This is a genomic window from Paenibacillus macerans (genome assembly GCF_900454495.1).
Lineage (GTDB): Bacteria > Bacillota > Bacilli > Paenibacillales > Paenibacillaceae > Fontibacillus > Fontibacillus macerans.
The window spans coordinates 4,648,590-4,669,781 of record NZ_UGSI01000001.1 but is presented as its reverse complement, the minus strand read 5'-3'; the positions used below and the strand labels follow the sequence as shown (position 1 = coordinate 4,669,781).

Annotated in this window: 20 protein-coding genes and 1 pseudogene; 10 read left to right on the top strand and 11 right to left on the bottom strand. The window is 45.1% G+C overall.

Going from position 1 to position 21,192, the window contains the following annotated elements:
* Positions 1 to 695: 695 nt before the first annotated feature.
* Together DYE26_RS20730 and DYE26_RS20725 are read right to left on the bottom strand one after the other, a co-directional pair.
* Complete coding sequence (locus DYE26_RS20730) at positions 696 to 2,879, bottom strand: fructose-specific PTS transporter subunit EIIC (protein WP_036626736.1); 2,184 nt, start codon at positions 2,877 to 2,879, stop codon at positions 696 to 698.
* 404 nt (positions 2,880 to 3,283) lie between these two features.
* Positions 3,284 to 5,236: a BglG family transcription antiterminator gene (locus tag DYE26_RS20725; RefSeq protein WP_036626734.1), complete on the bottom strand. Its 1,953-nt coding sequence runs from the start codon at positions 5,234 to 5,236 to the stop codon at positions 3,284 to 3,286.
* Between the two features lie 173 nt (positions 5,237 to 5,409).
* Here DYE26_RS20725 and DYE26_RS20720 point away from each other — a divergent pair, with 173 nt between their 5' ends.
* Positions 5,410 to 6,192 carry a hypothetical protein gene (locus DYE26_RS20720; protein WP_036626731.1) on the top strand — a complete coding sequence of 261 codons (783 nt, stop codon included), beginning with the start codon at positions 5,410 to 5,412 and terminating at the stop codon, positions 6,190 to 6,192.
* A 101-nt stretch (positions 6,193 to 6,293) separates the two neighbouring features.
* Here the strand turns inward: DYE26_RS20720 and DYE26_RS20715 are convergent, their stop codons facing one another.
* Positions 6,294 to 6,731 (bottom strand): hypothetical protein, encoded by a 438-nt coding sequence (locus DYE26_RS20715; protein ID WP_051985763.1) that lies wholly within the window; start codon positions 6,729 to 6,731, stop codon positions 6,294 to 6,296.
* Between the two features lie 241 nt (positions 6,732 to 6,972).
* Between DYE26_RS20715 and DYE26_RS20710 the strand changes: the two genes are divergently transcribed.
* Together DYE26_RS20710 and DYE26_RS20705 are read left to right on the top strand one after the other, a co-directional pair.
* Positions 6,973 to 7,296, top strand: coding sequence for an SDR family NAD(P)-dependent oxidoreductase (locus DYE26_RS20710; RefSeq protein WP_036626730.1), 324 nt, complete (start codon positions 6,973 to 6,975; stop codon positions 7,294 to 7,296).
* Positions 7,297 to 7,774: 478 nt separating this feature from the next.
* Positions 7,775 to 8,314, top strand: coding sequence for a DoxX family protein (locus DYE26_RS20705; protein WP_036626727.1), 540 nt, complete (start codon positions 7,775 to 7,777; stop codon positions 8,312 to 8,314).
* 198 nt (positions 8,315 to 8,512) lie between these two features.
* Here the strand turns inward: DYE26_RS20705 and DYE26_RS20700 are convergent, their stop codons facing one another.
* Positions 8,513 to 9,160 (bottom strand): hypothetical protein, encoded by a 648-nt coding sequence (locus tag DYE26_RS20700; protein WP_127463473.1) that lies wholly within the window; start codon positions 9,158 to 9,160, stop codon positions 8,513 to 8,515.
* Between the two features lie 210 nt (positions 9,161 to 9,370).
* Between DYE26_RS20700 and DYE26_RS20695 the strand changes: the two genes are divergently transcribed.
* A complete protein-coding gene (locus DYE26_RS20695) occupies positions 9,371 to 10,291 on the top strand; it encodes a copper amine oxidase N-terminal domain-containing protein (protein WP_036626723.1) in 921 nt (306 codons plus the stop codon).
* A gap of 210 nt (positions 10,292 to 10,501) precedes the next feature.
* Here the strand turns inward: DYE26_RS20695 and DYE26_RS20690 are convergent, their stop codons facing one another.
* Positions 10,502 to 10,729, bottom strand: a complete 228-nt coding sequence (locus tag DYE26_RS20690) for a hypothetical protein (RefSeq protein WP_036626720.1) — start codon at positions 10,727 to 10,729, stop codon at positions 10,502 to 10,504.
* Between the two features lie 452 nt (positions 10,730 to 11,181).
* Complete coding sequence (locus tag DYE26_RS20685) at positions 11,182 to 11,793, bottom strand: hypothetical protein (RefSeq protein ID WP_036626719.1); 612 nt, start codon at positions 11,791 to 11,793, stop codon at positions 11,182 to 11,184.
* A 206-nt stretch (positions 11,794 to 11,999) separates the two neighbouring features.
* On the opposite strand from DYE26_RS20685, the gene DYE26_RS33175 reads away from it, so the two are divergent.
* The 3 genes from DYE26_RS33175 to DYE26_RS33575 all read left to right on the top strand — a co-directional run bounded on the left by DYE26_RS33175 (position 12,000) and on the right by DYE26_RS33575 (position 13,605).
* On the top strand, positions 12,000 to 12,722 hold the full coding sequence (locus DYE26_RS33175) for a hypothetical protein (protein ID WP_127463474.1): 723 nt from the start codon (positions 12,000 to 12,002) through the stop codon (positions 12,720 to 12,722).
* A gap of 334 nt (positions 12,723 to 13,056) precedes the next feature.
* Positions 13,057 to 13,422, top strand: coding sequence for a hypothetical protein (locus tag DYE26_RS20680; RefSeq protein ID WP_036626716.1), 366 nt, complete (start codon positions 13,057 to 13,059; stop codon positions 13,420 to 13,422).
* A gap of 12 nt (positions 13,423 to 13,434) precedes the next feature.
* Positions 13,435 to 13,605, top strand: coding sequence for a hypothetical protein (locus tag DYE26_RS33575; protein WP_164815301.1), 171 nt, complete (start codon positions 13,435 to 13,437; stop codon positions 13,603 to 13,605).
* Here the strand turns inward: DYE26_RS33575 and DYE26_RS20675 are convergent.
* From DYE26_RS20675 to DYE26_RS20660, 3 genes and pseudogenes are all read right to left on the bottom strand, one after another.
* A complete protein-coding gene (locus DYE26_RS20675) occupies positions 13,594 to 13,902 on the bottom strand; it encodes a hypothetical protein (RefSeq protein ID WP_127463475.1) in 309 nt (102 codons plus the stop codon). The two genes, DYE26_RS33575 and DYE26_RS20675, sit on opposite strands and share 12 nt — an antisense overlap.
* A gap of 1,629 nt (positions 13,903 to 15,531) precedes the next feature.
* Positions 15,532 to 15,969 carry a hypothetical protein gene (locus tag DYE26_RS20665; protein WP_051985761.1) on the bottom strand — a complete coding sequence of 146 codons (438 nt, stop codon included), beginning with the start codon at positions 15,967 to 15,969 and terminating at the stop codon, positions 15,532 to 15,534.
* 635 nt (positions 15,970 to 16,604) lie between these two features.
* Positions 16,605 to 17,091, bottom strand: a pseudogene (locus DYE26_RS20660) (CatB-related O-acetyltransferase).
* 193 nt (positions 17,092 to 17,284) lie between these two features.
* On the opposite strand from DYE26_RS20660, the gene DYE26_RS20655 reads away from it, so the two are divergent.
* Positions 17,285 to 18,022 (top strand): DsbA family protein, encoded by a 738-nt coding sequence (locus DYE26_RS20655; RefSeq protein WP_082207965.1) that lies wholly within the window; start codon positions 17,285 to 17,287, stop codon positions 18,020 to 18,022.
* A 108-nt stretch (positions 18,023 to 18,130) separates the two neighbouring features.
* On the top strand, positions 18,131 to 19,213 hold the full coding sequence (locus tag DYE26_RS20650; RefSeq protein ID WP_036626710.1) for a copper amine oxidase N-terminal domain-containing protein: 1,083 nt from the start codon (positions 18,131 to 18,133) through the stop codon (positions 19,211 to 19,213).
* 37 nt (positions 19,214 to 19,250) lie between these two features.
* Here the strand turns inward: DYE26_RS20650 and DYE26_RS20645 are convergent, their stop codons facing one another.
* The gene (locus DYE26_RS20645) at positions 19,251 to 19,877 is read right to left on the bottom strand and encodes a TetR family transcriptional regulator (RefSeq protein ID WP_036626708.1); all 627 of its coding nucleotides are present in this window, start codon (positions 19,875 to 19,877) and stop codon (positions 19,251 to 19,253) included.
* 13 nt (positions 19,878 to 19,890) lie between these two features.
* Positions 19,891 to 20,355: a hypothetical protein gene (locus DYE26_RS20640; protein ID WP_036626706.1), complete on the bottom strand. Its 465-nt coding sequence runs from the start codon at positions 20,353 to 20,355 to the stop codon at positions 19,891 to 19,893.
* 313 nt (positions 20,356 to 20,668) lie between these two features.
* On the opposite strand from DYE26_RS20640, the gene DYE26_RS20635 reads away from it, so the two are divergent.
* Positions 20,669 to 21,109 (top strand): Hsp20/alpha crystallin family protein, encoded by a 441-nt coding sequence (locus tag DYE26_RS20635; protein ID WP_036626704.1) that lies wholly within the window; start codon positions 20,669 to 20,671, stop codon positions 21,107 to 21,109.
* Positions 21,110 to 21,192 lie beyond the last annotated feature (83 nt).

Genomic DNA, 21,192 nt, shown 5'->3' with positions numbered 1-21,192 from the left:
ACGAGGCCCGGGAGCAAACGAAGGTTCCGGGAGAGAATTTGCGTCAACCGTTTGCACTAGGTGAGTAACTGAACGTGCGCTTCTAGCTTGCAAGAGCTCTCCTTGACGAAGGCATAACATGTGGTACCAACCCACGGATAGCAGCGTGCCGACCGTCGCTCGCATTTTTGCTCTCGCGCCACGTGCTCAGGCACCTCTCACACGGAGGGCTTGACAAAAACGTTCATAGCAACGGTTGTGATCGCCGTTATTTGCCTGAATCTAAGCAAAATTAGCCGGTTTCCAGTGAAATAAGCTCCATGGCAACCGTTACAATTTGAAATCAACGTTTTTGGAACAAATAGCGCTTGTGGCAACCGTTAGAATAGTTGTGTGACCAGAAAATGTAACTTGTCGGATAAGACTTGATGCACCACAAGTGACATAACGGCCAAAAATGTCCCTATATTTGAGGTTTCCGGAAAGCTCGCCGAAATAACGGATTTTTGTGTCGCTATTTTCCATTGGACTGGCGCAAATGGGGGGGATCGGCGTAATGGCCGAGGCATAGCGACATAAATTGCCGCTATTTGGCGAGCCAAATGTCCAACCCGGAGAATAGGGACACATATTGCTCCTATTCCCAATCGTTCTCCGATCCTGCAAAAAAAGGCACTCTCCGGACAGCTAGCTGTATCGGGGGTGCCTTTTGCTCATTATTGAATCTCATCCAGAAGCTCGTAGGCCGATTGCTTGGTTTTTACGTTCAACAAGCGCTCTCTAAAGCTGTCGTCCATCAGCTTTCGGGACAGCATCTGCAAAATTTTTAGATGCTCGTTGCCTTTATTTTCGGCAGGGACGGCGATCATAAAGATCAGCTTCGCCGGCGTTCCGTCCGCGCTGTCCCAGTCGACGCCTTCCGGCTTCATCCCGAATACGACCCGCGGCTTGAGAACGGCGGATGATTTCCCGTGGGGAACGGCGATATTCATTCCGATTGCGGTGGAGCTTTCCCGCTCGCGGTTTAGAATTGCTAGTTTAAACTCCTCCCGCGAGGTTAGCGCGCCTGCCGTTTCCAATTTGCCGATCATTTCATCGATGACGCCGTCCCGCGTCGATGCGGTCAATGAAGTCTCGATCAGGTTCAAATCAAGGATGTCCGTCAGCTTGCTGACTGCACGTTGTTCCGGTGGTCTATCGGCTCCGGTTCCAGCCTTGGCTTCACGGCTGGTTATGACGGGCAAGTCCAGCTGCTGCGGCTCCTGCTTCTGCTCGCTCCGCTGCTCGTGCTGCCATTCCAGATGCCGTTCCAACTGCTGCTCGTGCGGCTGCTTCTGCGGCTGCTCCTTCGGCTCTTCCAACCGCCGTTCCAGCCGCTGCTCCTTCGGCTCCTCTAACTGCCGTTCCAGCCGCCGCTCCAGCCGCCGCTCCTGTGCCCGTCCCCTCAGCTCCGCGGCCGGCGCGGCCTCTTCATAAGCTTCGGAACCGCCGGCCAACTGAGGGGCAACCTGGTCCTTTTTAAGCAGCTTGATCATCAGCGCGGTCACAATCGCGCCGATAATCACGGCGACGAAAAACATCAGCACGTTATCGACCGCACCCAATACCGCCACGATTGGCCCGCCGTGAGCTACCCGGTCGCCGACGTTCCCGAGCATGGCGATCACGGAACCGGCCATGGAGCCGACCATAATGCTCGGAATGACGCGCAGTGGGTCCTGCGAAGCGAACGGAATCGCGCCTTCGGTGATGCCGAACAAGCCCATCGTAAAGGCCGCTTTTCCGGATTCGCGCTCGGCGTCATGGAATTTCCGCTTGAACATAAACGTGGCCAGGCCGAGACCGATCGGCGGAATGCAAATCGCCACGGCGATCGGGCCCATAACGTGATAGTTCCCCTCGGCGATCATCGCGGAGCCGAACATAAAGGCAACCTTGTTGACGGGGCCGCCCATATCAAAGGAGATCATGGCGCCCAGAATAAGTGCGAGCAGAATGGAGCTGGTCCCCTGCATGCTGGCGAGCCAGGCGGTCATCCAAGCGAATACCTGGGCGATCGGGCCGCCCAGCAGATAGATAAAGGCCAGGCCGACGATCAGCGAGGAAAGCACCGGGATGATGATGATCGGCATGATCGGGACGATCGGTTTCGGCACTTTCCATTTCTTGATCCACAAGGCCACGTAACCGGCGAGGAAGCCGGCGATAATTCCGCCGATAAACCCGGCGCCGGCTTCGCTGCCGTAGAAGCTGCCGTTGGCGGCGATGTAGCCGCCGATCAGACCCGGCGCCAATCCGGGCCGGTCGGCGATGCTAAAGGCGATGAACCCGGCTAGAATCGGCACCATAAACGTAAAGGACGCGGCCCCCAGCTTCTCGATCGTTTTCCAGAACGAATCCTCGGGAATTTGCAGGCCGCCCGGCGTCGGTACGCCGCCGATCGACAGCGCGATGGCGATCAGCAAACCGCCGACGACGATGAACGGAATCATGTAAGAAACGCCGCTCATCAAATGCCGGTAAAACTGGTTTTGCTGTTTGCCCGGCGCGGCCTTGGCGGGACGATCGTCCGCCTCGTTGCTCCCCCGGTACACGGCAGCTTCGCCGCGGAGCATTTTTTGGATCAGTTCTTCCGGGGTGCGGATTCCTTCCTGTACGCCCGCCACCAGCAGTTTTTTGCCGATGAACCGGCTTTTGTCCACGTACTTGTCCGCCGCGATGATGATCCCGTCCGCCTGGCGGATTTCCTCCTCCGTAAACTGGTTTTCCACCCCGATCGAGCCCTGGGTTTCCACTTTCATGTCAATGCCTAATTTGTCCGCGGCTTTCTGCAAGTTTTCCGCCGCCATATACGTATGGGCAATCCCGTTTGGGCATGAGGTGATGGCCAACAATTTCATGGTTTTGGTCCCCCCTGTATCGAATAGTAATCGCTTACAACCTCATCTTAGCGCAGAAAAAGGGCGGAAAAGATTTTAATTCTTACCGCAGGTTCCGGAAAAACAGATTTTTTCTATATAAGCTGAACTATTGATTGTACGTAATGGGGCAGCCGTGAGAAACGTTCTTACGATCGCTGTTGTTCGCAGATTTCTTAATTAACTTAATTCAGATGCTGTAGAAATCCGCTCCCGAGGGCGACCAAGCCTATGCTTCCGAAGCAGCTTTCTTACAGAAAGCTGTTAGTTTCTTCAGAATCATTTCGCCTAGGTTCAATTTCTAAAATGGACATTTCTTTTAGAATGTTGAACCCTCTTGCCTAACTCTTACATTTCATTAGTTCAACTTATATGGGCTGCCCTACCTACAGGCATCCCAGCAGTTCCTCGGGGGTGTCCGCCCGGATTATACGCTCGACCGCGGACGGCTGTTCGCTGAGCAGCGACAGGCGCTGGAACAGCTTCTTCATGCTGTCCTGATCCCGATGGTCCAGGGCGAGCATAAATACGACGGACACTTTCTCCTGGTCCCAATCCAGCGGTTCTTTTAAGGTGGCTACGGCGATTTGCGAACTTCGGATCAGCTTGGGATCGCCATGGGGAATGGCAATGCCGCCGCCGATCGTTGTCGCCGAGACGCGTTCCCGGAGCAAAGCCTGGTGGGCATAATCCTGCTCCACAAAACCTTGCTCATGCAGCCGGTTCGCGAGATATTCGATGATTTCAAAGCGGTGGCCAAAGCAGGCCAGCGGGAAAACAAGGGAAGGCCGGGTAAACTGCCGCAGGATGGAGCCCGAATCGGAAGGATCGCTTTCCTCGTTCATCCGGCCGATGAACCCTTCGAGCTTCCGGATATCCCTCGAATCGAGCAGCGGCGATACAACGATATGCGGTGGTTTGACGTTCTCCAGCGGCGTCGTGGACACGATAAAATCGACGGTCTCCCGGGCGAGATAAGCGGGCAAATCGACCTTGCGGACGGAATCCAGCACCTTCAGCTCCGGGAATTTCCGCTCCAGCTTGGTACGCAAAATATGCGACACGCCGATCCCCATATGGCAAACCGTGATAATCTGCTTCGGCTTCGCCGCGGGTTGGCTTAATCGTTCCACCGCGGCCTGAAAATGCAAGGTCAGATACGCCGCTTCCTCTTCGGGAATCGCAAACGGGAGATCGTCACCCATGCGGCGGGTGGCGTCGATGACCATGTCAAACATATACGGATACATCTTCTTGATATCCGGAAGCATCGGGTTGGTTACGATCAGTCCATAGCTTAGGCGGTTTACCGCCGAATGCAGGTGAATGCGCAGCCCTTCCATCAGAATCGGGTCCCGGGCAAAATCGACCAGGGTCAGCGCGGACATTCTCCGCACGAGCGATTCCGCCAAGCCGGAGACATGGTCCCGCTGATCGGAAGCACCGGTTGGGCCGCTTTCGGGGATGCCCGCTTCGATCCGCGTCTGGGAGCGGATTTTTCCGCCGAGGATATGGGCGGTTAAATAGGCCACCTCATCTTCAGGGAAGCGGACGGCGAAAACCCGCTCCAGCCTCCGGGCGAATGCTTCCGTCCAGGGGAATTCCCGCTTTTCCCGAATGAGCGACCTTTCCTGCTCCGAAAAAGAGATCGGCTGCTTCAGCTTCGTTCTCCGCACCATCAGCAGCGTATGCACGAGCAGATTGTCCATAGCTTCGTCCGTGAAAGAAAGCCCGGCCTCCGTTTCCAGCCGCTTCAACTCGCGGGTAACGAGCTCGATTTCGTGGGGCGCAAACCTGTTCTTGATGAAATGGTTTCCGGCTTGGCCCGTCAGTTGGGACAGTTTGGACAAAGCGGCCCGTATATTCCGCTCCTCGCCTTCGGCGGTGACGCCGACCCTTTGTTTGGAGACGATGGCGAGGTTGTATTTTTTGAACCATGGCTGAAGCCGCTCCAGATCTTTTTTGATGGCGGCCTTGTTTACGAAATGCTGGGCCGCGAGCTCCCGTATCGTTGTGGGCCGGCTTTCCATCAGCAGCCGGTAGGCGATCGCCGCGAACCGCTTGGCGTCCGTTTTATATTCCTGATCCGAAGCCGACCAGACGAGCGTGGCCAAGAGCTCCTCTTTTTCCCGTTCCCCGATCGCGAGCGATACGCCAATCCCGGGTTTACGCAGCAGCTCGGCCGTGGTGTGCTCCGCCAAATACCGTTCGATCTCATCGAAATCGTTGCGGATCGTTTTCTCCGAACAGTTCAGCTCTGCCGCTATATCCTGAACCCGAACATGGGAGCGGTTTTCTTTTAAAAGCATGTGAAGAATTCCTTTTTGCCGATCGTTCATGCCGTCCTTCAACATCCTTCGAATAAAATGGCTTTAGGCTGTAAAATTGCTCAAATCGCTCTATATTATAGCATTGCCTGGGGGCCGATATTCAATCGAATCATCACCAAAACGCTTCTTTGCACGTACAATAACCTAACCAACCCCAAAATAATGAACACGGAGGGGAAAAAATGATTGTTTTACCGCCCGGAGACAGAATCCGGTTAGGCCAGGTGGCGCTCCCCGAGCTGGGGCGATCCATCGTGCAAGCCAAGGAAGCCAGCCCGGTCACTTACGCGTACGTATCGCTGGAGGCGCTCTTGTTCGAGCTTGACCTTCGCAGCCGCATCGTGGAGTCGGCGCGGGCGCTGTATGCCAGCGGGGTGAAGTTTGCCACGTACACCAATTCCCGCTGCAACGAAGCGTATTGGCTTCGCACCGCGGAAGGGGGGTTCCGGCTGCGAAGCGGGGTGGCTTCCGCCGATGCCATCCGTGATATTTTTGTCAACGGTTCGCTCTACGCCTTTGAATGTTCCATGGCGATGGTTCTCGTTGTGTACAGAGCGGTGTCGGAACAAATCCCGCGTTCTGCGTTCAACACTTACTTTAACAACCTGTACTTGTATGATTGGCAATATGACAGCGATCTCGGGTTTATCAAGGGAAGCCGGATGCTTGGAGCTTACCCGGGGGACATTTTCTATTTCAAAAATCCCGATCACAATCCGGCTACCCCGGAGTGGCAGGGCGAAAACGGCATCATGCTGGGACCGGACCAATTCTACGGCCATGGCGTAGGCATTCGTTCTTCGGCCGGAATCATCGAAGCGCTGAACCGCAGAAGAAGGCCGGGCAGCACAGTCTCGGCGTATATGCTTGACGATGTGGTCTATCCGAACTTCGAGCATATCCGCAGCCTGAGCGGCGTATTCGCGAGAATCGGCAGCTGCGTGTACCGCAAGAATGCCGTTTAATTAAGAAGGAGGCGCCAACGCGCCTCCCCCCGGTTTATTCCCGCAAAAATGCGAAAACCACTGGATCGCACCATCCAGTGGCCGTGACTTCGATGTCGCAATCAATAAAAGAACGGGAAGAAAAATCTTCTCAGTCCGAAAAACGGGAAAGGCCGGCGTATAAAGCGGCGGAATCTCCGGGGGTATCCGTAAAAGGGATAGCCATAGAAGGGGTAACCTCCGAAGCCGCCATAAGGGAAACCTCCGTACCCAAAAGTGCCGAACGGATAACCTCCAAAAGCGCGATCGTCGCCGTCCGTTTCGCCGATCGGAACGAGCAAATACACGTGATCGTCGTCGATGCCGTCAATGATTCCTTCGTAGACTCTGCCGTCGGTGCCTTCGAGGTGCATGAAATGATGATGATATTTCCTGCACATTTCCTTCATATGTCTTTTGTGGCCGTGCTCTGCCGGCTCATAATACGCGGGGCTGACCTGGCTGATGGGCGCGGTCGGGTTGGCCCCGTAAGACGAATAAACATTAGGATTGGGTTGCATAAGCTCAATTCCTCCTTTTTTTCATGATGCAGTATATTCGCGTATATGGGCATTTGTGCAGTGCGGACAAGCACAGGGCCAAAGAATCATGACCGGCTTGCCACTTTTTGGTTACGAAACGGCGCACCGTGTGCTAAGATGAGGGTGAGTTAATCGCCGGAAAAATCGACAACCAAGCGAACTGAAAGCGGATTCAAATTTTAAATTTAATATGATTCGAATAGGAGGCGCTGTTGATATCATGAAAATAATCGTTACGGGAGCGGGCCGGGGGCTAGGCCAAGAAATCGTCAAGGAAGCGGTGGGACGAGGTCATGAGGTGGCCGCGGGCCTCCGGTCGCTGGATACGGACTTGGATCCGCTAAAAGAGCTGCAGGTCACGGCGTCAGGACGTCTGACGCTTTTGGAGCTGGATGTGGATGAGGAAGAGTCGGTGCTTAAAGCCCGAGAGGCGATGGTGGTCAGGAAGTCAAGTTACATAGGGAGGGGGCTTCCACTTTGCGCGGAAACAGAGGGGGCGGGAGCCTCCTTTTTTTTGGTGGGTATAGCCTTTTTGGGGATATAGCCTTGATCGGCCGGGGACTGACTGTTAATTGTAAATCATACAACTAACTGGATATCAATCGCCCCAATCCTTCGTTAGCTGCATTTCATGCAGTTATTTCCCGTATATTTCGCCATTCCTACGAAAGATAGCAGTTTAATTGCAGATTTTGCACTTATCGAGCGCTATGGGAGCATCGCCGGAGAAGCAATTGTATATTTTGCAACTATTCCATTCAATGCATAGACCATGAGAGCGCTGAAGCAGGAAGCAGGCACTTTTGCTGACGGGATGGCTTTGCAACAACTGCGGACCTGGTCTGCGAAGTCGCCTCGAAAGCCGTGAAAATTGAATGTTTAAAAACTTACTTATTAAAATTATGATATATGTGATTTAAATCACATATATTGTGAAAAAAATCACTTATAATAAAGACATCAAAGATGATCATCCTTAAAAAACAAAATCAACCGAACAATCACCTTAAGGAGTGGTAAATATGTTTAACAACTTCCTGAGAACCAATAAAATCGCCATGTGGCTGCTGACCGTCATCCGGGTTTACCTCGGGTACCAATGGATTGAAGCAGGGTATCATAAAATTACCGGCGGCTTCGACGCCGCGGGCTTCCTTACCGGCGCGATCGCGAACAGCACGGGCGATCATCCCGCTGTCCAAGGCTGGTGGGCCACCTTCCTGGAACATTTCGCCCTGCCTAACGTAGGTATCTTCAACGTCCTTGTTCCTTACGGCGAGTTCCTGGTCGGCGTGGGGCTGATCCTCGGCACCTTCACCACCTTCGCCGCCCTGATGGGCCTGGTGATGAACGCGGCGTTCCTCTTCAGCGGAACGGTAAGCACGAACGCGCAAATGCTGCTGCTTGAAGTACTGGTCGTCGTCGCCGCTGCCAACGCCGGCAAAATCGGCCTCGACTACTACGTGCTCCCTTACCTGCGCAAACTGTTCCGCAAACCCGGAGCAGGCGGAACGGAACTTCCGAATCCGGAGCAACCACGCAACATAAAACGCACGGCTTAACCGCAATTATGCAGGATATGAACGCGAGCCCCGAGGGCAACAACCCCGGGGCTCACGTTTTTTAATTGGCGTCCTCTAAATCATGGCTCACTAATGATTTTAACTCAAAAGCAAGGCCATCCCTCAGGTCAAGTTGATAACCTTTAGAACGGCCTCTTCTAATTGACATATTAAATAGACTATTGATAATTCTATAAATTAACGTGCGGCTTTCAATGAAGTACTCAAAGGCAATTGAGAATGAACAGTAATTGTATCAAGCATACCAGGGTCACTTCCATTAAGCTCCTTTTTTGCAAAGGAAAATCCAACGTTGGAGGTCCAAGGAGTATAAGTGGAACCATCGCCTGTTCGCAACTGGACATTGGAGAAACTTGCCTGAGTATAGTTACAATGACCTTGATCCTCAACTCCATGAACCATTTTTACAACGTCTGTTTCACCAACTGCAGAATTTGTAGCAGATGTGAATTGGCTTGTATGTTGTACAACATCATTTACAAGAATATCAACATAACGTACTCCGTTTTTAGCGTATTGGTAAAGTTTCAATCGAACCCGTTGCCCATCTTTGAGTGAGATAGCCTTCGATTTATACGTTAGCCCCACGCCACCAAGGAATACTTGATATCCTTCCCCTGTTTTTTTCGAAATGCCACTTTCAATTGCTGCTTCTCCTAATCCCAAGTACCAGTCAATATAACCATAAACAGTAGCATTAGCTGTAGATGGGAGAACAATTTCTGCTTGAATACCGTTCCACTTTTTGGAGGTAGTCTTGGTTACCATACCTAAATGTCTATACATAAATAATAACACCTCAATTTTTAATTTTTTATTTTCCATAGGATAGGAATCATAGTAGTGTATCCCGCACTAATGTGATTTCAATGGATTGATATTACTATACCATAATACGTAACGATACGCAATATAACATTTGAAACTTTTGATAAATGGTTCTAAAAATTTCATTATTAGAATATTATCCCTGTAACTTTTGGTGTTTTTTTACGTTTTATATATAGGAATTGAAAATATTTGGGAGGGATAACCATGAGGAAATTGTCACTAGGATTTACTGCATTAATATGTGCCGCAACGTTAATTTTTTCAAACGACATCAGTCTTGCTTCAGCCTCTAATAAGGAAACAAATGTAATTATCAACAATTCAAAGCTTGCTTCTGCTGAAATACTTTTAAAAAATGGCCAGGTTTTCATTAGCTTAACCGGGGCAAAAGTCTTGGATGATTTAACTTTTAAATGGAACAACACAACAAAACAAGTATCTGTAAAAGGAAAGGAAACTAATCTACTGCTAACGATTAATAAAACAACTGCAGAAAAGAACGGTGTTACCGTTAAACTTAGCACTGCACCATTTATTCATAATGGAAAAACCATGATTCCTTTACGTTTTGTGACGGAAGCAATGAACAGTTCTGTTACCTGGAATCAGTCGACCCAAACGGCATTTATCACAAAAGCAAGTTCGAAACTGATTAATGATTTTAAAAGTGATCAGTTAAGTACTGCAAGAAATGCAGTAATTAATATGCCTAGAGTTTCTCAGTTACCCAAAAACTTTGAGCCATCGGAGGATACTTCAAGTATCCAATATTATTTTCCAGAGAAGGTATCCAATCAATTTCTTGAGGTCTATAATAATGTAATTAGTTATTATCAAATTTCAAATAATACCGCTTATCTAAAATGGCAGGGCCTTATTGGAGATAAAACTAGCACACAAAATGATCTTTATTTTATTAATAGAAATATAACAAATGAAGTTGGGACGCTTCCATCATTTAAAAACACTACTTTTGCAAGTTTCCGTTGGATGCCTCATATTGTGGCAACAGGTTATAGCTTAATAAATAATGAAAACTGGAACGATGTCCTTTTTAAGGAAGAGGAAGTTGAACAAAATAAAGTAAATGAGAACTATATTATTGTTGACATTCCGGAAGAATAAGTTTCAAATACAGCATCATTGCTTTAAAAGGGCAGTGGTGCTGTTTTTTTAAACTACAGAAGAACAATCGTAAAAAGTCCAACTCCACTGCTCCTTCTTGGTATGTAGCTTGAAGGCAAAAAAATCCCCTTCGGTATAACAGTATCTTTAACCTCCATAACCAAAGAAGTCCTTTTTCACTGTTTGCCTTACAGGGGATTGTAACAGTTTTTAGCTATCGTCATTTTTCTTATCTGGTTTAATTACTGGAGTTGAAGAATTATTTTGATGAACTTCTCTAATCAAAACGTTAATAGTTTTATCAAGCTGTGCTAAACGTTTCTCTAAACCATCCAAATGTTTGTTAAATTTTACGAGAATGGTTTGAAGGAGTATTAGTGATAAAGCGATGGGGAAGCTGACGTTTCCGACTAGTTGAATAATAGACTGTAATTCCATGAATAAGACCCCCTTTCATTTTGGGTTTACTTATATTATATTACATAACGTGACGATACGCCATATAATATTTTCGAAGAAGCCTGCGGTATAGATGGAATAACTATAGTAGAGCTACAATCTTACCTGAAAACACATTGAAGCAGGGTGAAAACCGAACTCCAGAGATCGGTATTGGTTACTCAAGGATGGCTGCCGGATCATTTTCCAGACGTTTTTCAAAATTAAAGAGCAGCCCATCAGTAATAGCTACTCTTTAAGGGAACATTATTTTTGAACTTGTTCAGGAATATCAAGCAATCATCAAATATTCCATTTGTCGATAAGACTCATCCGTGAGCCGAAAGCAAAGCTTATGATGCGAAAAAGAAATGGTGTCATTTTGGACTTTTGGAATTGAAAAACGGCACCGTATGACTTATTTGCCGTATTATATTTCGACTCTGGACGAATTATTTCACCGATACCACCCACCACTTTCCATCCTCATCCTTAGATAACTGAAAAGCGCCGCTCATATTGAAAAGAATTCCATTGGGTCCTGACTCATCTGCCATTCCATCCACAAGAACTACATAATCGTGTCCTGTACCTGTTGAATGATAAGCAATGTCTACTGCTTGTATATCGTATAACATAATCTTATTATCTTCATTAAAAAAGGTAGCTACCCCAGGTACTTCTTCCTTTCGCATATCCTCCCTCATTGTGCTCAAAAACCCTTCATAATCTTTCTCAACAATGGCCTCTAAGCTTTGGAAAAGTGTGTCAAAGAGACCTTCTTCCAAATCCAGCTGTTGCTTATATTTAGCAAAGTCAACAAATACCCCTTCTTTGAAACTGGGTTCTTCCGTTTCCTGTGAAAAAATAGTTTCAAAGGCCATGGTTTGAGAATAAAGGGTATCAATCTCCTGCGAAGAAGCATCTTCCTTTTCTTTGTTCTCTACATTAGTTTTAGCAGGAGTTTCGGCAGGTTGAGTTTCTTGGTTGGCGTTTTGTGTACATCCACTAATGAGGAAAATAGTAGAGAGAAGGATAATAATCCTTTTTTTGGTTCCAGACATAATAATCCTCCTTATATTAATTAGAATCCAATAACTTAAACGCCATATAAATCCAAAAGTTGCAAACTTTTTTAAAATATATATTGCGTAACGTGACGTAATATATTATTATTGAAGTACAAAGAGTCACTGCTCAAAATGTTGGGGTGCATTTTGAGCAGTGAGTACCCTCTCTTTGACATAAATTTAAAGGAGAGTAGAAAAATATGGCTCAAGCGACTTTTGTTGATGGAACTAAATTCTCTGGTATTGCTGGCACTGTCTATTATATTTCTGCAGATGTTCGTGATGTTTCAGTAAAAAGTATAGCTGGTACTGTTAAAGACTCTAGCTATTCTGGAGTGAACGGAACTTTTTTTAATTCGGATGGCAGCTTATTGGGTATTGCACTTGGTCCTGATGGCGTAGCCGTCCGTGCAGGCGGAGATAAGACACCTAAAGGGTATAGCCGCGGCACTTTATTCTGTTATGATCCTGAAGATGAGCCTGATAACGTAACGTGCTCGGCACATGTGGTAACAAAGCCAAGTGAATACCCCGGCAAAACAGGGTGGATCAGATGGGCTATCGGGGGCTTAAGCTTGCATCTAAGATCAAACTTTAGTTCTTCAGATGCGTACTATGATAAATTGAACTCTGAAGAGAGTACAAGCAACATTGGTGATCCTAGCAGTTCTCGAGAGCGCACATTTATTGGGTATAAACCTTCCAATAAACGAATTGTAATGGGAATCCTTCTTGATGGAGAAGCTTGGGAGGTTCGAACTATTTTAAAGAATCTAGGTTGTACTGAAGGTGTAATGCTCGATTCCGAAAGTTCCACTTCTATGAAAGGGAAAAAGGGCAGCAGCAATACAGCGATCACCCGTGGCAATACTGGTACAAGAGTTTATAATATGGTTGCTGTAACCCCTACTTCCTGGGCATGATAATTCTAGACAATGAAATTAAACTATCTTAGGGATGAAAAAGAGCGAGTGTTGGTGGTCAGATTTTCACTAAACGCTCGCTCTTTGTGTCTGGTCATTTCCGTCTGGCCTCAGTCCAAAAACCATTGTGAAAGATTCGATAAATGAATTCGAAAAAGGCCTTAGGAACCGGAGGTGTAGTAGCATGAGAAGACGGAGGTTAACTTCTCTATATACATTGAATATAAACAGAATAAACAAGACAGAATATATTTATGTTGTATAACGACCCGAAACACTATATAATAACGAAAGGTGATTTTTATCTCGTTCAGTTTGAAGAAGGAGGGAGCTTATGAAATATTCGATTAATCTGTTTGGCTATAATCTTGATTGCCAATTAAAGATTGATGGAGAGAGTTTACACATCGAAATTCCCGAAGATAATCAAAAAGCACTGAAACAATATCTTATTCGCGTTTTACCCAAGTATGGGAGAGAGTCATCTAGCGCCTTTTCTTTGCAAGAGTTGGTTAAGCTAGCAATAGATGCGGAAAAAACGCTAGAGGGCCATATGGCCGAACCTAAATTGAAATTGCCTTATGAGTTTCAACCAGAAATCAAAGAAAAGTTGGTTGAAGCAGCGGCTTTGCAGGATATGTCGGCGACTCAATTACTGATTCGATTAATCGAAAAAAAATACCAGGAAGTTATGGGATAGGAGGAATCATAATTGGCGTACGGTAATAAAGTAAAATTTCATTATGATGTTCCGGCCTATATCAAAAAACAATTGGCTGAAGCGGCTAAAAAACTAAATATGACGGCAACTGAACTGCTATCCAAAACGATTGAGGAAGAATATGAACGCGTTATGAAGGAACAAGAGTCTTCAAACAAGTGACAAGTGGGAAGCGAATTGCTCGAAGGCATGTATATGTTCCAAAGGAATGCTTTGATGCAGATAATCGTCTCCAATTCTATCGGTCGAAAAAAAGTGGCATAATGTATAGGCTTCGGCTTGATTATGTTCGATAAGATAAATATATGTATTGGGATCCTTGTCATCTATCTGACAACAAAACCGAGATGTTGGATTTGATTCGACTATATCCAAGATCTCTTGACGTACATAATCGGAAAATAATCCATCCAACAAAGTGAAAGTGCTTACGGAAAACTCTTGATCATAAATTAACATCATTGCTTCCCTCCTTTTTTTGAATCAATAAACCTATCATTATTGTATATTGAAATTAATTTCTTCTTCAGAGACAAAAATATCCTTTCTGCATTATATTTTACATCATTTCACTGATAAATTGTGTATTTTTGTAAATAACAGAGTTACATTTATTAACGCTACATAAAATTGTAAAATACTTATTAAAAATAATATACATTATTTATCGTAACAATATGAAATGTTCAGTTAATTGAAGTTACTTGATTCTTGCTTTATAGCGATCGCGATTTCGTGTAAAGTAATGTCGGCGTTGAAACGCTTTAATGCGATTATGTCAACTTTCTATTGTAGATAATCCCTTTAAGAAAACGATTAATGAGCGTGCATATACGTTAAACAATAATTTGTTTGTGTATCATGAAGGGGATATTGTTGTATCAGTCCATCGATACTCAAAAAGAAAATAGGGACTGCCAGAAGCTATCGTTAGTCTGTTGAAAGAGGGGGGGAATGGTTCCGCCCAAATTAATATTGTGAATCTTGAAGGTAGAACCAGGCTAGATATTTTTACGATGATCGACCAATATCATGTGAAAATCATCTTTTATATTCATAACATTGAGTAATTAGATGATTATTTTAATGATTGGATTTAATAAAGTTGGCACACTTCATCTAGATGTCTCCCTAATTCAGAGGCTTGATCGTTAATGAAAGGAGTCCCTATAAACTCGTACTCCATCTCGTTCCCAAGAAGGAACATATGATTGTCGACAGAAATTTCAGAATTAAAGCCTTTCCGGAGGAATGGAAAATCTGCAAAAGAATTTAAAGGTATTTTAAGTAATTTAGTTACCTAAAATCGAAGTAAATCGAAAGTGCAAAACTCCAAAAAATAAGCTGCTTAGAAAACAAGAAAAAACAGAGTAAAACGAAGATCTCGACTTTTAGATTTCGACCTAAAAAATCGAATGTTCCACGAAAGCAAAATGGGCCGCCATCGTTGAAAATGGCAAAATTTCAGGATCGAGCGGCCGGACTTACAAAAAAAATCAGGATTTCGAACATATGTCATTACTTTAAAGCGATAAATTCAAGCAGATCTTCGCTAGATATTGTGTTATAAATTAAATGCTATTCTTTCTTTTTTTATAATATGATTTTAAAAATTTAATTGTTGTAATTAAAAATAAGATTAGATTTGTAGTAATTCCAAGTGTATTAATATTGTAAGGATTAGTAGTGTTATAAGACGCAAGGATCCATACCAATGAGCTTGCAAAAAATAAAACGCTGGGAAAAAACAGTTGGACCTTTGATCTAAAGAGAAATAAAATGCTTGCAGAACTTAATGCAAGATATCCAATTGATACGCTTAGAAAAAAAATAAATTCGGTGTTTGTAACTTGAGGGGGAATTTCAGATAAAAGGAACATGCGTACAATTAATTGAAAAACCGAGAATAAAATTATAAATGGAAAGACAACAAATAAACTAATTCCAAAAATTATCCGATCTAATTGTTTGTCTTCTTGTTTTGTCAAAAAATTCTCTCCTTTCCCTTTTTTATTATTATATATAATGTTTTTACAGTAGTAAATTATAGAAGACCTATCCCTACAAGGATAGGTCTTTTTGATAAGATTACAAAAGATCGGACAATATATTTGCTCCAACAAATGTAGATAGGGCATCCCAAACCCATCTGTTACTATCCTGACTGCTAATGCCACAATCAATCCAGTTAGTATGCGAAGAAACAATTTTTCCAACAGACTCAATTACAGAATCTGGAATTACTTGTGTTCCTGTCATTGGATTACGTATTAATTTGAGGGCCAATGCAAAATCATCGGCCATAATATGACCTACAATTTCAACACCTAAGGAATTTGTATCAATATCAAGTTCTTTATCAAATGATGCTTTAAAATATACCTTTACATCATTTGCTGTCCGATATGCACCACCGGCTTTAACTGCTTGCCTACATTCATAATCATTTCTAAGAGAAACAATTCCAGTATCATAAAACTTGCCATGAATACCATGTCCACCAATAAAAAAGCTAAGTTCTTTCATCGCCATAGCCTCCATTTTTAAATTTTTAATTCTGACCAGAATAGCTTCTTCACATATATTATATTATACTACGTAACATTACGAAATATAATATAAAAAATATTTTTTAAGGTGATATGGGTCAATTCTTAACTAGCGGACATTTTTCATTATTTTTCCTCTTAACCTTAAGCGCGCCAAAATTCTTAGGCCTCCCATTTTTAAGCAAATAATTATAAAATAACGGAGGCCATTAGAATGTTTTTAGTGTTTTTACTAAAAGAAGAATTGAGATTCAAAGAAGTAGACAATAGAGGATAATTTTTTAAAATTTCTACACATAAAGATGAGAAATATACGGAATGAAATTTTTAATTTACTCACCATGAAGACTATGGAAAGAGTAATTGCTACCAATCAAAATCATTACGTTCAACAAGTTATATCGACTTTATGAATCAGTTTACTAGGAATTATACTAATGCTGCATCTGGACCGGAAATTCCAAATGAATAATCGTATCCTCAAAAGGAACCATTTTTTATAGCTTTGATCAGTGTGGAAAAGGGTGAGCGATGGATAATCTTTAGAAAAAAAACAGCAAAATGGTAACCCAAGAACTCTTATTCCCGGCTTCCCATTTTGCTCATAATGAGCTATTGAATTTCCTTAATTTTTGTCGGATCCCCGCTGCATAGAGTTTCAAGATGATCAAAAATTTTACGCGCAGGCCAATCCCACCATTTAATAGTAAGGAGATGATCGATTAGCTCGTCATCAAATCTTTTCTTAATAACTTTGCAGGGATTCCCGCCCGCAATATGGTAAGGGGGAACATCTTTGGCCACGACAGAATTGGCTGCAATGATTGCTCCATCACCAATATGCACACCGGGCATTACGGTTACATTTTGACCGATCCACACGTCGTTTCCAATTACAGTGTCACCTTTAAGGGGTAAGTCTGCCAAATTCATAGTGATGTGTGACACGCTCTTCAAATTTTTCAGCACCGTTTATGTCGTCATAATACGTGTAATCACCGACAATAATATTTGGGCGTGTTACAACGTTTTTAATATAGCATATGCTTTTGATTGCCTCATTTGGGTAGATTGCATTAGGATCAGGCCCATATTGCATATAAAAATCCCTCCTTTGATGATTCCTAATATTTTATTACATCTCGATTCCGTATTAAAGCGAATGAATTTTTATAATCAATTCACAACATCTCACAATTTTCCAAAAAGAAGGATATTGTGACTTAAATTACATTTATAACCGGGCTTATTCGATAAAATTAGGAAAAAATTGAGTATTGGGGGAATTAGTAATGATTCAACAAAAGGCGGGTAAACAGCCGAAAGTTTCAAACCGGGTATATTTACTTTTAATTGTTCTCTTAAGCCTGGCGATCATTGCGCTTGCCGTGATTTTTCTCAAAGATTCGGCGGCCTCTGCCAACCTTAACGATCTGCCCAACTATACTGAAATTAAGGGTAAATTCGTCGCGGAAGGGCTGAAATACGAAAAGCAGCCGCATCTCGGAAGTCCTGACGCCAAGGTGAAGGTCATGGAATTTGCCGATTTCAAATGTCCTGCTTGTAAAACATGGGAAGAAGAAAATATGGAGCGTTTTCAAAAAGATTTTATCGATACGGGGAAAGTCGAGCTGTTCTTTACCAACTTTCCTTTCATAGATCGGGATTCGATTATGGCCGCCAGTGCGGGAGAAGCGATTTTTGCGCAAAGCAACGAGAAGTTTTGGGAGTTTAAGCGCGAACTTTACGCGAATCAAGGGAAGGAATCGGAAATTTGGGCCACCTCCGAGTTTTTGCTCGATTTTGTCAAAAACAATATCGACGGCATCGATTACGAGCGTTTTGCCAAGGATTTGAAAGACCGGACTTATATGCTCCCGGTGAAGGAAGATTTTAAGACGGCGGGATACTACGGCGTTAACGGAACTCCGCAGTTTATGGTGAACGGCGAACTGCTTCCCAGTTCTTCTTATGAAGATCTAGTGGCAGCCATCGAGGCGCAGTTGTCTACGGAAAATGAACAGCCATGAGTTATGATCGACAATTTTTCTGTTTTTTCGACAAAGTGGTATTTATAAAATGACGTGATTTACCGATTTAAAAAATAAACCAGTCATTTTGAGGAGGCAAACAAACACATGAAAAAAAGCTGGATCATCACACTCTCCTGTATTTTGGCGGTAAGCCTGTCGGCGGGAACCGCTTTGGCCAAGCCGGGGCAAGCAGGCGGCGCAAGCGGGACGGACAAGAAAGCGGAGACCGGTTCTCAGGCCAAATCGGGCGGGGGACAAGGAAACCAAAAAGCCGACAATGCAAGCGATGACAAGGGGGCAAATCAAGCCAAGGAATCCAATCAAGCCAAGGATCAAGCCAAGGAAACGGTGAATTCGGACAAGCCGCATGGCAATGACGGCAAAGACGGAGACAAGGGAAATAGCAATAGCAATAGTAATAGCGCCTCCAAGGCAAACAAGGAGACTAAAGGACAGCAAGGGGGTAAGGAAAAGGAAAATAAACCGGAAACAGTCACTTCGGAAACGTATGGTCCAGGCCACAATGGTTACAAAGGGTTGCTTAAAGCGGTCGAAAACGTGAAGGACAAGCCGGCGGGTGCGGTGCTGGCCGATCTTTTGCTCACCAAATACGACGCTCAGCTGACGGATGAAATGAAGACAGAACTGGAAGGGATCAAGGAGGCGGCGCAGGCTTTGACCAAAGCGGCGGATATGCTGGAGCAGGACGGCAGCGTGACCGATGCGGTTTACGTCCAGAAAGAAGCGGTATTGGCCGACATAACCAACCTTGAATCTTACAAAAAGCTCGGCAAGTTGTATGACAAGTTGGGCAAAAAGGGCGTTAAGCTGTATGTGAACGGGGAAGAGCCCGCGACGGAGGTAGCGCCGATTGTAAAAGATGGCAGCACGTTGGTACCGTTCCGCGCCATTTCCGAAGCTTTGCAGGCGGAAGTAACCTATGATCCGTCGGATAAGTCGATTACCGTAACCAAGGACGGAGTTACCTTGAAACTGATCATCAACAGCAAAACCGCGTACAAGAACGGCGTGAAGCAAACGCTTGACGCGCCGGCTACCGTAATCGGCGGGAGCACCGTCGTGCCGGTTCGTTTCATTGGCGAGGCGTTTGAAGCCACGGTGAAATGGGAGCAGGAAACACAGTCCGTGATTATTTACAATGAAGTGAATGAGACAAGCGAAGAATAACAAGATCAAAGCGACCCTTCGGGGTCGCTTTTGTCGTTTATTTCTCCACGGCTCGCTTTACGATTTTCACCAGCTCGTTGCTGTAGGTCTCCAAGTCCGTTTCTTTGTTATGGGCTGAAGTAAGCATGTATTCGCTGATCGCCCCTTGAATCATCTTGCACATGACGCCCGTATGGAAATCTCCGAATACGCCTTGGAACTGGCCCTCCTCCAGGATCGTCTTCAGTTCGCGGGCAAGCGGCTCTTCCTCTTCATCCTCGTCGTTTAACTTATAGTAAGGAATATTGTCAGGGGTCCGAGCATTAAAGACGATCTCGATCAGAGCGGTATTATGGGCGGGATGGGTTCCCTGATAGGCCAAGCTGGCGTTGATAAAAGCTTCCAGCTTTTCTTCCGGCGTGTTTGCCGGGCGCACCCTGTCCAGGACATAGGCGGTCGATAATTCTACCAGCTTCGTCAACAGATGATTCATCAAATCGTTCTTATCCGCAAAATGGTAGGAAATGAGCGCTGTGCTGATCCCCGCGCGTTTGGCGATTTGGGCCAGGCTCGCGTGAACATAGCCGATTTCGTCCAACGTCCGGATTGCAGCCTCAATGATCTGCTCGCGTCTTGCTTCCGCAATGAAAGATTGTTTTGTTTCCGGTTTGTGATTATCGTTCATATGATTACTCCAACTATTCTTCGTTTTTAGGGGCTTTTTTGCTTAATGCCCCGAGCAATGCCAAGGCCAAGATGATCCCGGGAACGGCGATCGACTTCGGGTCGCTGATGATCTTTTCAAAAAAGGGCAGCGTTTTTCCTTGGAAGGCGCCAATAACCGCTCTAATGATCACAATGATCAAATTTGACGCCAGCATGACGGGAACCAGCATTAAACCGGTTTGAAATACGGACCATCCGGCACGCTTTCCCATGATAAACAAAAGGGCCGCCGATAAGCAGAAAACGCCGATAAGCAGCATAAAGGCAATACGAATCCAGCCATACCAAGGAACTCCGGTGCCGGCCATCCAGTCCTGGTAACTATACCAAGTATACCAAAATGCCCCTGCGCCTAGAAGAGCGCTTAGAAAAGCCAGCGTTTTGCCGAGCCAATCGGGCGAATCAGGGGCCAATTTCTCCTTTCTGTCTTGATGCATGATGACTCCTCCTTCAGCAAACTGATTGAATGATCAAATTTTTATTTGATTGATTAATCAGATTATAGCGTGCGGAATTTTTGCCGTCAATCCGGGTCATGATATAAATACATACAATTCGGGGAATGAACAAGGGGATGTATAAAGGTCGAAGAAGGTCAAATGGACAGGCTGGTCTGCAGCTCCCTTAAAAATTGGCCTAAAATGCTCCGCAATCGGGTTTTTTGGCCGGAGATCGCTTTTGTCATTCTCTGACCGCAAGCATATAATGAGGGTGTAAGGTCAAATAAGGTCAAAGAAAGGGGAATAAATGATGTTTGATTTGATTCCTTTTGGAAGACACAGAGAAGATGCGTTGAGTCAATGGATGAAGTCTTTTAACGATGCGTTTAACGACGATTTCTTCATGCCGCTGAAAAGCCAGGCAATGTCCTTCAGAACGGATATTCGCGAGACGGAGAACGCTTATCTGGTGGAAGCCGAGCTTCCGGGATTTCAAAAAAATGAAATCGAAATCGACTACGTGAGCCCTTACTTGACGATCAAAGCGGTGCGCAAGGAAGACAACAACGTGGAAGATTCCAAGCAGCAAATCGTCCGGAAGGAACGCCGCTACGGTGAATACGTGCGCAGATTCTACGTTCAGGACATCGACGAAGAAGGCATTCGCGCGTCTCTGAAAGACGGCGTGTTGAAACTGGAAGTGCCGAAACGCGGGCAAACGAAATCGAAACGCATTCAAATTGAGGACTGAGTTAAAGGACTAGGTTAAGAGGTCCAAGTTAAGAGGACTAGGTTAAGAGACTGGTTTAAGAAGACAGAGTTAAATATAGGGGC

What these genes read in the sequence shown, in the direction of transcription:
- DYE26_RS20650 (WP_036626710.1), top strand. Translation starts at nt 18,131, where the DNA reads ATGAAAAAAAGCTGGATCATCACACTCTCCTGTATTTTGGCGGTAAGC.
- DYE26_RS20720 (WP_036626731.1), top strand. Translation starts at nt 5,410, where the DNA reads ATGATTGTTTTACCGCCCGGAGACAGAATCCGGTTAGGCCAGGTGGCG.
- DYE26_RS20655 (WP_082207965.1), top strand. Translation starts at nt 17,285, where the DNA reads ATGATTCAACAAAAGGCGGGTAAACAGCCGAAAGTTTCAAACCGGGTA.
- DYE26_RS20635 (WP_036626704.1), top strand. Translation starts at nt 20,669, where the DNA reads ATGTTTGATTTGATTCCTTTTGGAAGACACAGAGAAGATGCGTTGAGT.
- DYE26_RS20645 (WP_036626708.1), bottom strand. Translation starts at nt 19,877, where the DNA reads ATGAACGATAATCACAAACCGGAAACAAAACAATCTTTCATTGCGGAA.
- DYE26_RS20730 (WP_036626736.1), bottom strand. Translation starts at nt 2,879, where the DNA reads ATGAAATTGTTGGCCATCACCTCATGCCCAAACGGGATTGCCCATACG.
- DYE26_RS20725 (WP_036626734.1), bottom strand. Translation starts at nt 5,236, where the DNA reads ATGAACGATCGGCAAAAAGGAATTCTTCACATGCTTTTAAAAGAAAAC.
- DYE26_RS20680 (WP_036626716.1), top strand. Translation starts at nt 13,057, where the DNA reads ATGAAATATTCGATTAATCTGTTTGGCTATAATCTTGATTGCCAATTA.
- DYE26_RS20715 (WP_051985763.1), bottom strand. Translation starts at nt 6,731, where the DNA reads ATGCAACCCAATCCTAATGTTTATTCGTCTTACGGGGCCAACCCGACC.
- DYE26_RS20710 (WP_036626730.1), top strand. Translation starts at nt 6,973, where the DNA reads ATGAAAATAATCGTTACGGGAGCGGGCCGGGGGCTAGGCCAAGAAATC.
- DYE26_RS20700 (WP_127463473.1), bottom strand. Translation starts at nt 9,160, where the DNA reads ATGGAAAATAAAAAATTAAAAATTGAGGTGTTATTATTTATGTATAGA.
- DYE26_RS20665 (WP_051985761.1), bottom strand. Translation starts at nt 15,969, where the DNA reads ATGAAAGAACTTAGCTTTTTTATTGGTGGACATGGTATTCATGGCAAG.
- DYE26_RS20695 (WP_036626723.1), top strand. Translation starts at nt 9,371, where the DNA reads ATGAGGAAATTGTCACTAGGATTTACTGCATTAATATGTGCCGCAACG.
- DYE26_RS33175 (WP_127463474.1), top strand. Translation starts at nt 12,000, where the DNA reads ATGGCTCAAGCGACTTTTGTTGATGGAACTAAATTCTCTGGTATTGCT.
- DYE26_RS20685 (WP_036626719.1), bottom strand. Translation starts at nt 11,793, where the DNA reads ATGTCTGGAACCAAAAAAAGGATTATTATCCTTCTCTCTACTATTTTC.
- DYE26_RS20705 (WP_036626727.1), top strand. Translation starts at nt 7,775, where the DNA reads ATGTTTAACAACTTCCTGAGAACCAATAAAATCGCCATGTGGCTGCTG.
- DYE26_RS20675 (WP_127463475.1), bottom strand. Translation starts at nt 13,902, where the DNA reads ATGTTAATTTATGATCAAGAGTTTTCCGTAAGCACTTTCACTTTGTTG.
- DYE26_RS20690 (WP_036626720.1), bottom strand. Translation starts at nt 10,729, where the DNA reads ATGGAATTACAGTCTATTATTCAACTAGTCGGAAACGTCAGCTTCCCC.
- DYE26_RS20640 (WP_036626706.1), bottom strand. Translation starts at nt 20,355, where the DNA reads ATGCATCAAGACAGAAAGGAGAAATTGGCCCCTGATTCGCCCGATTGG.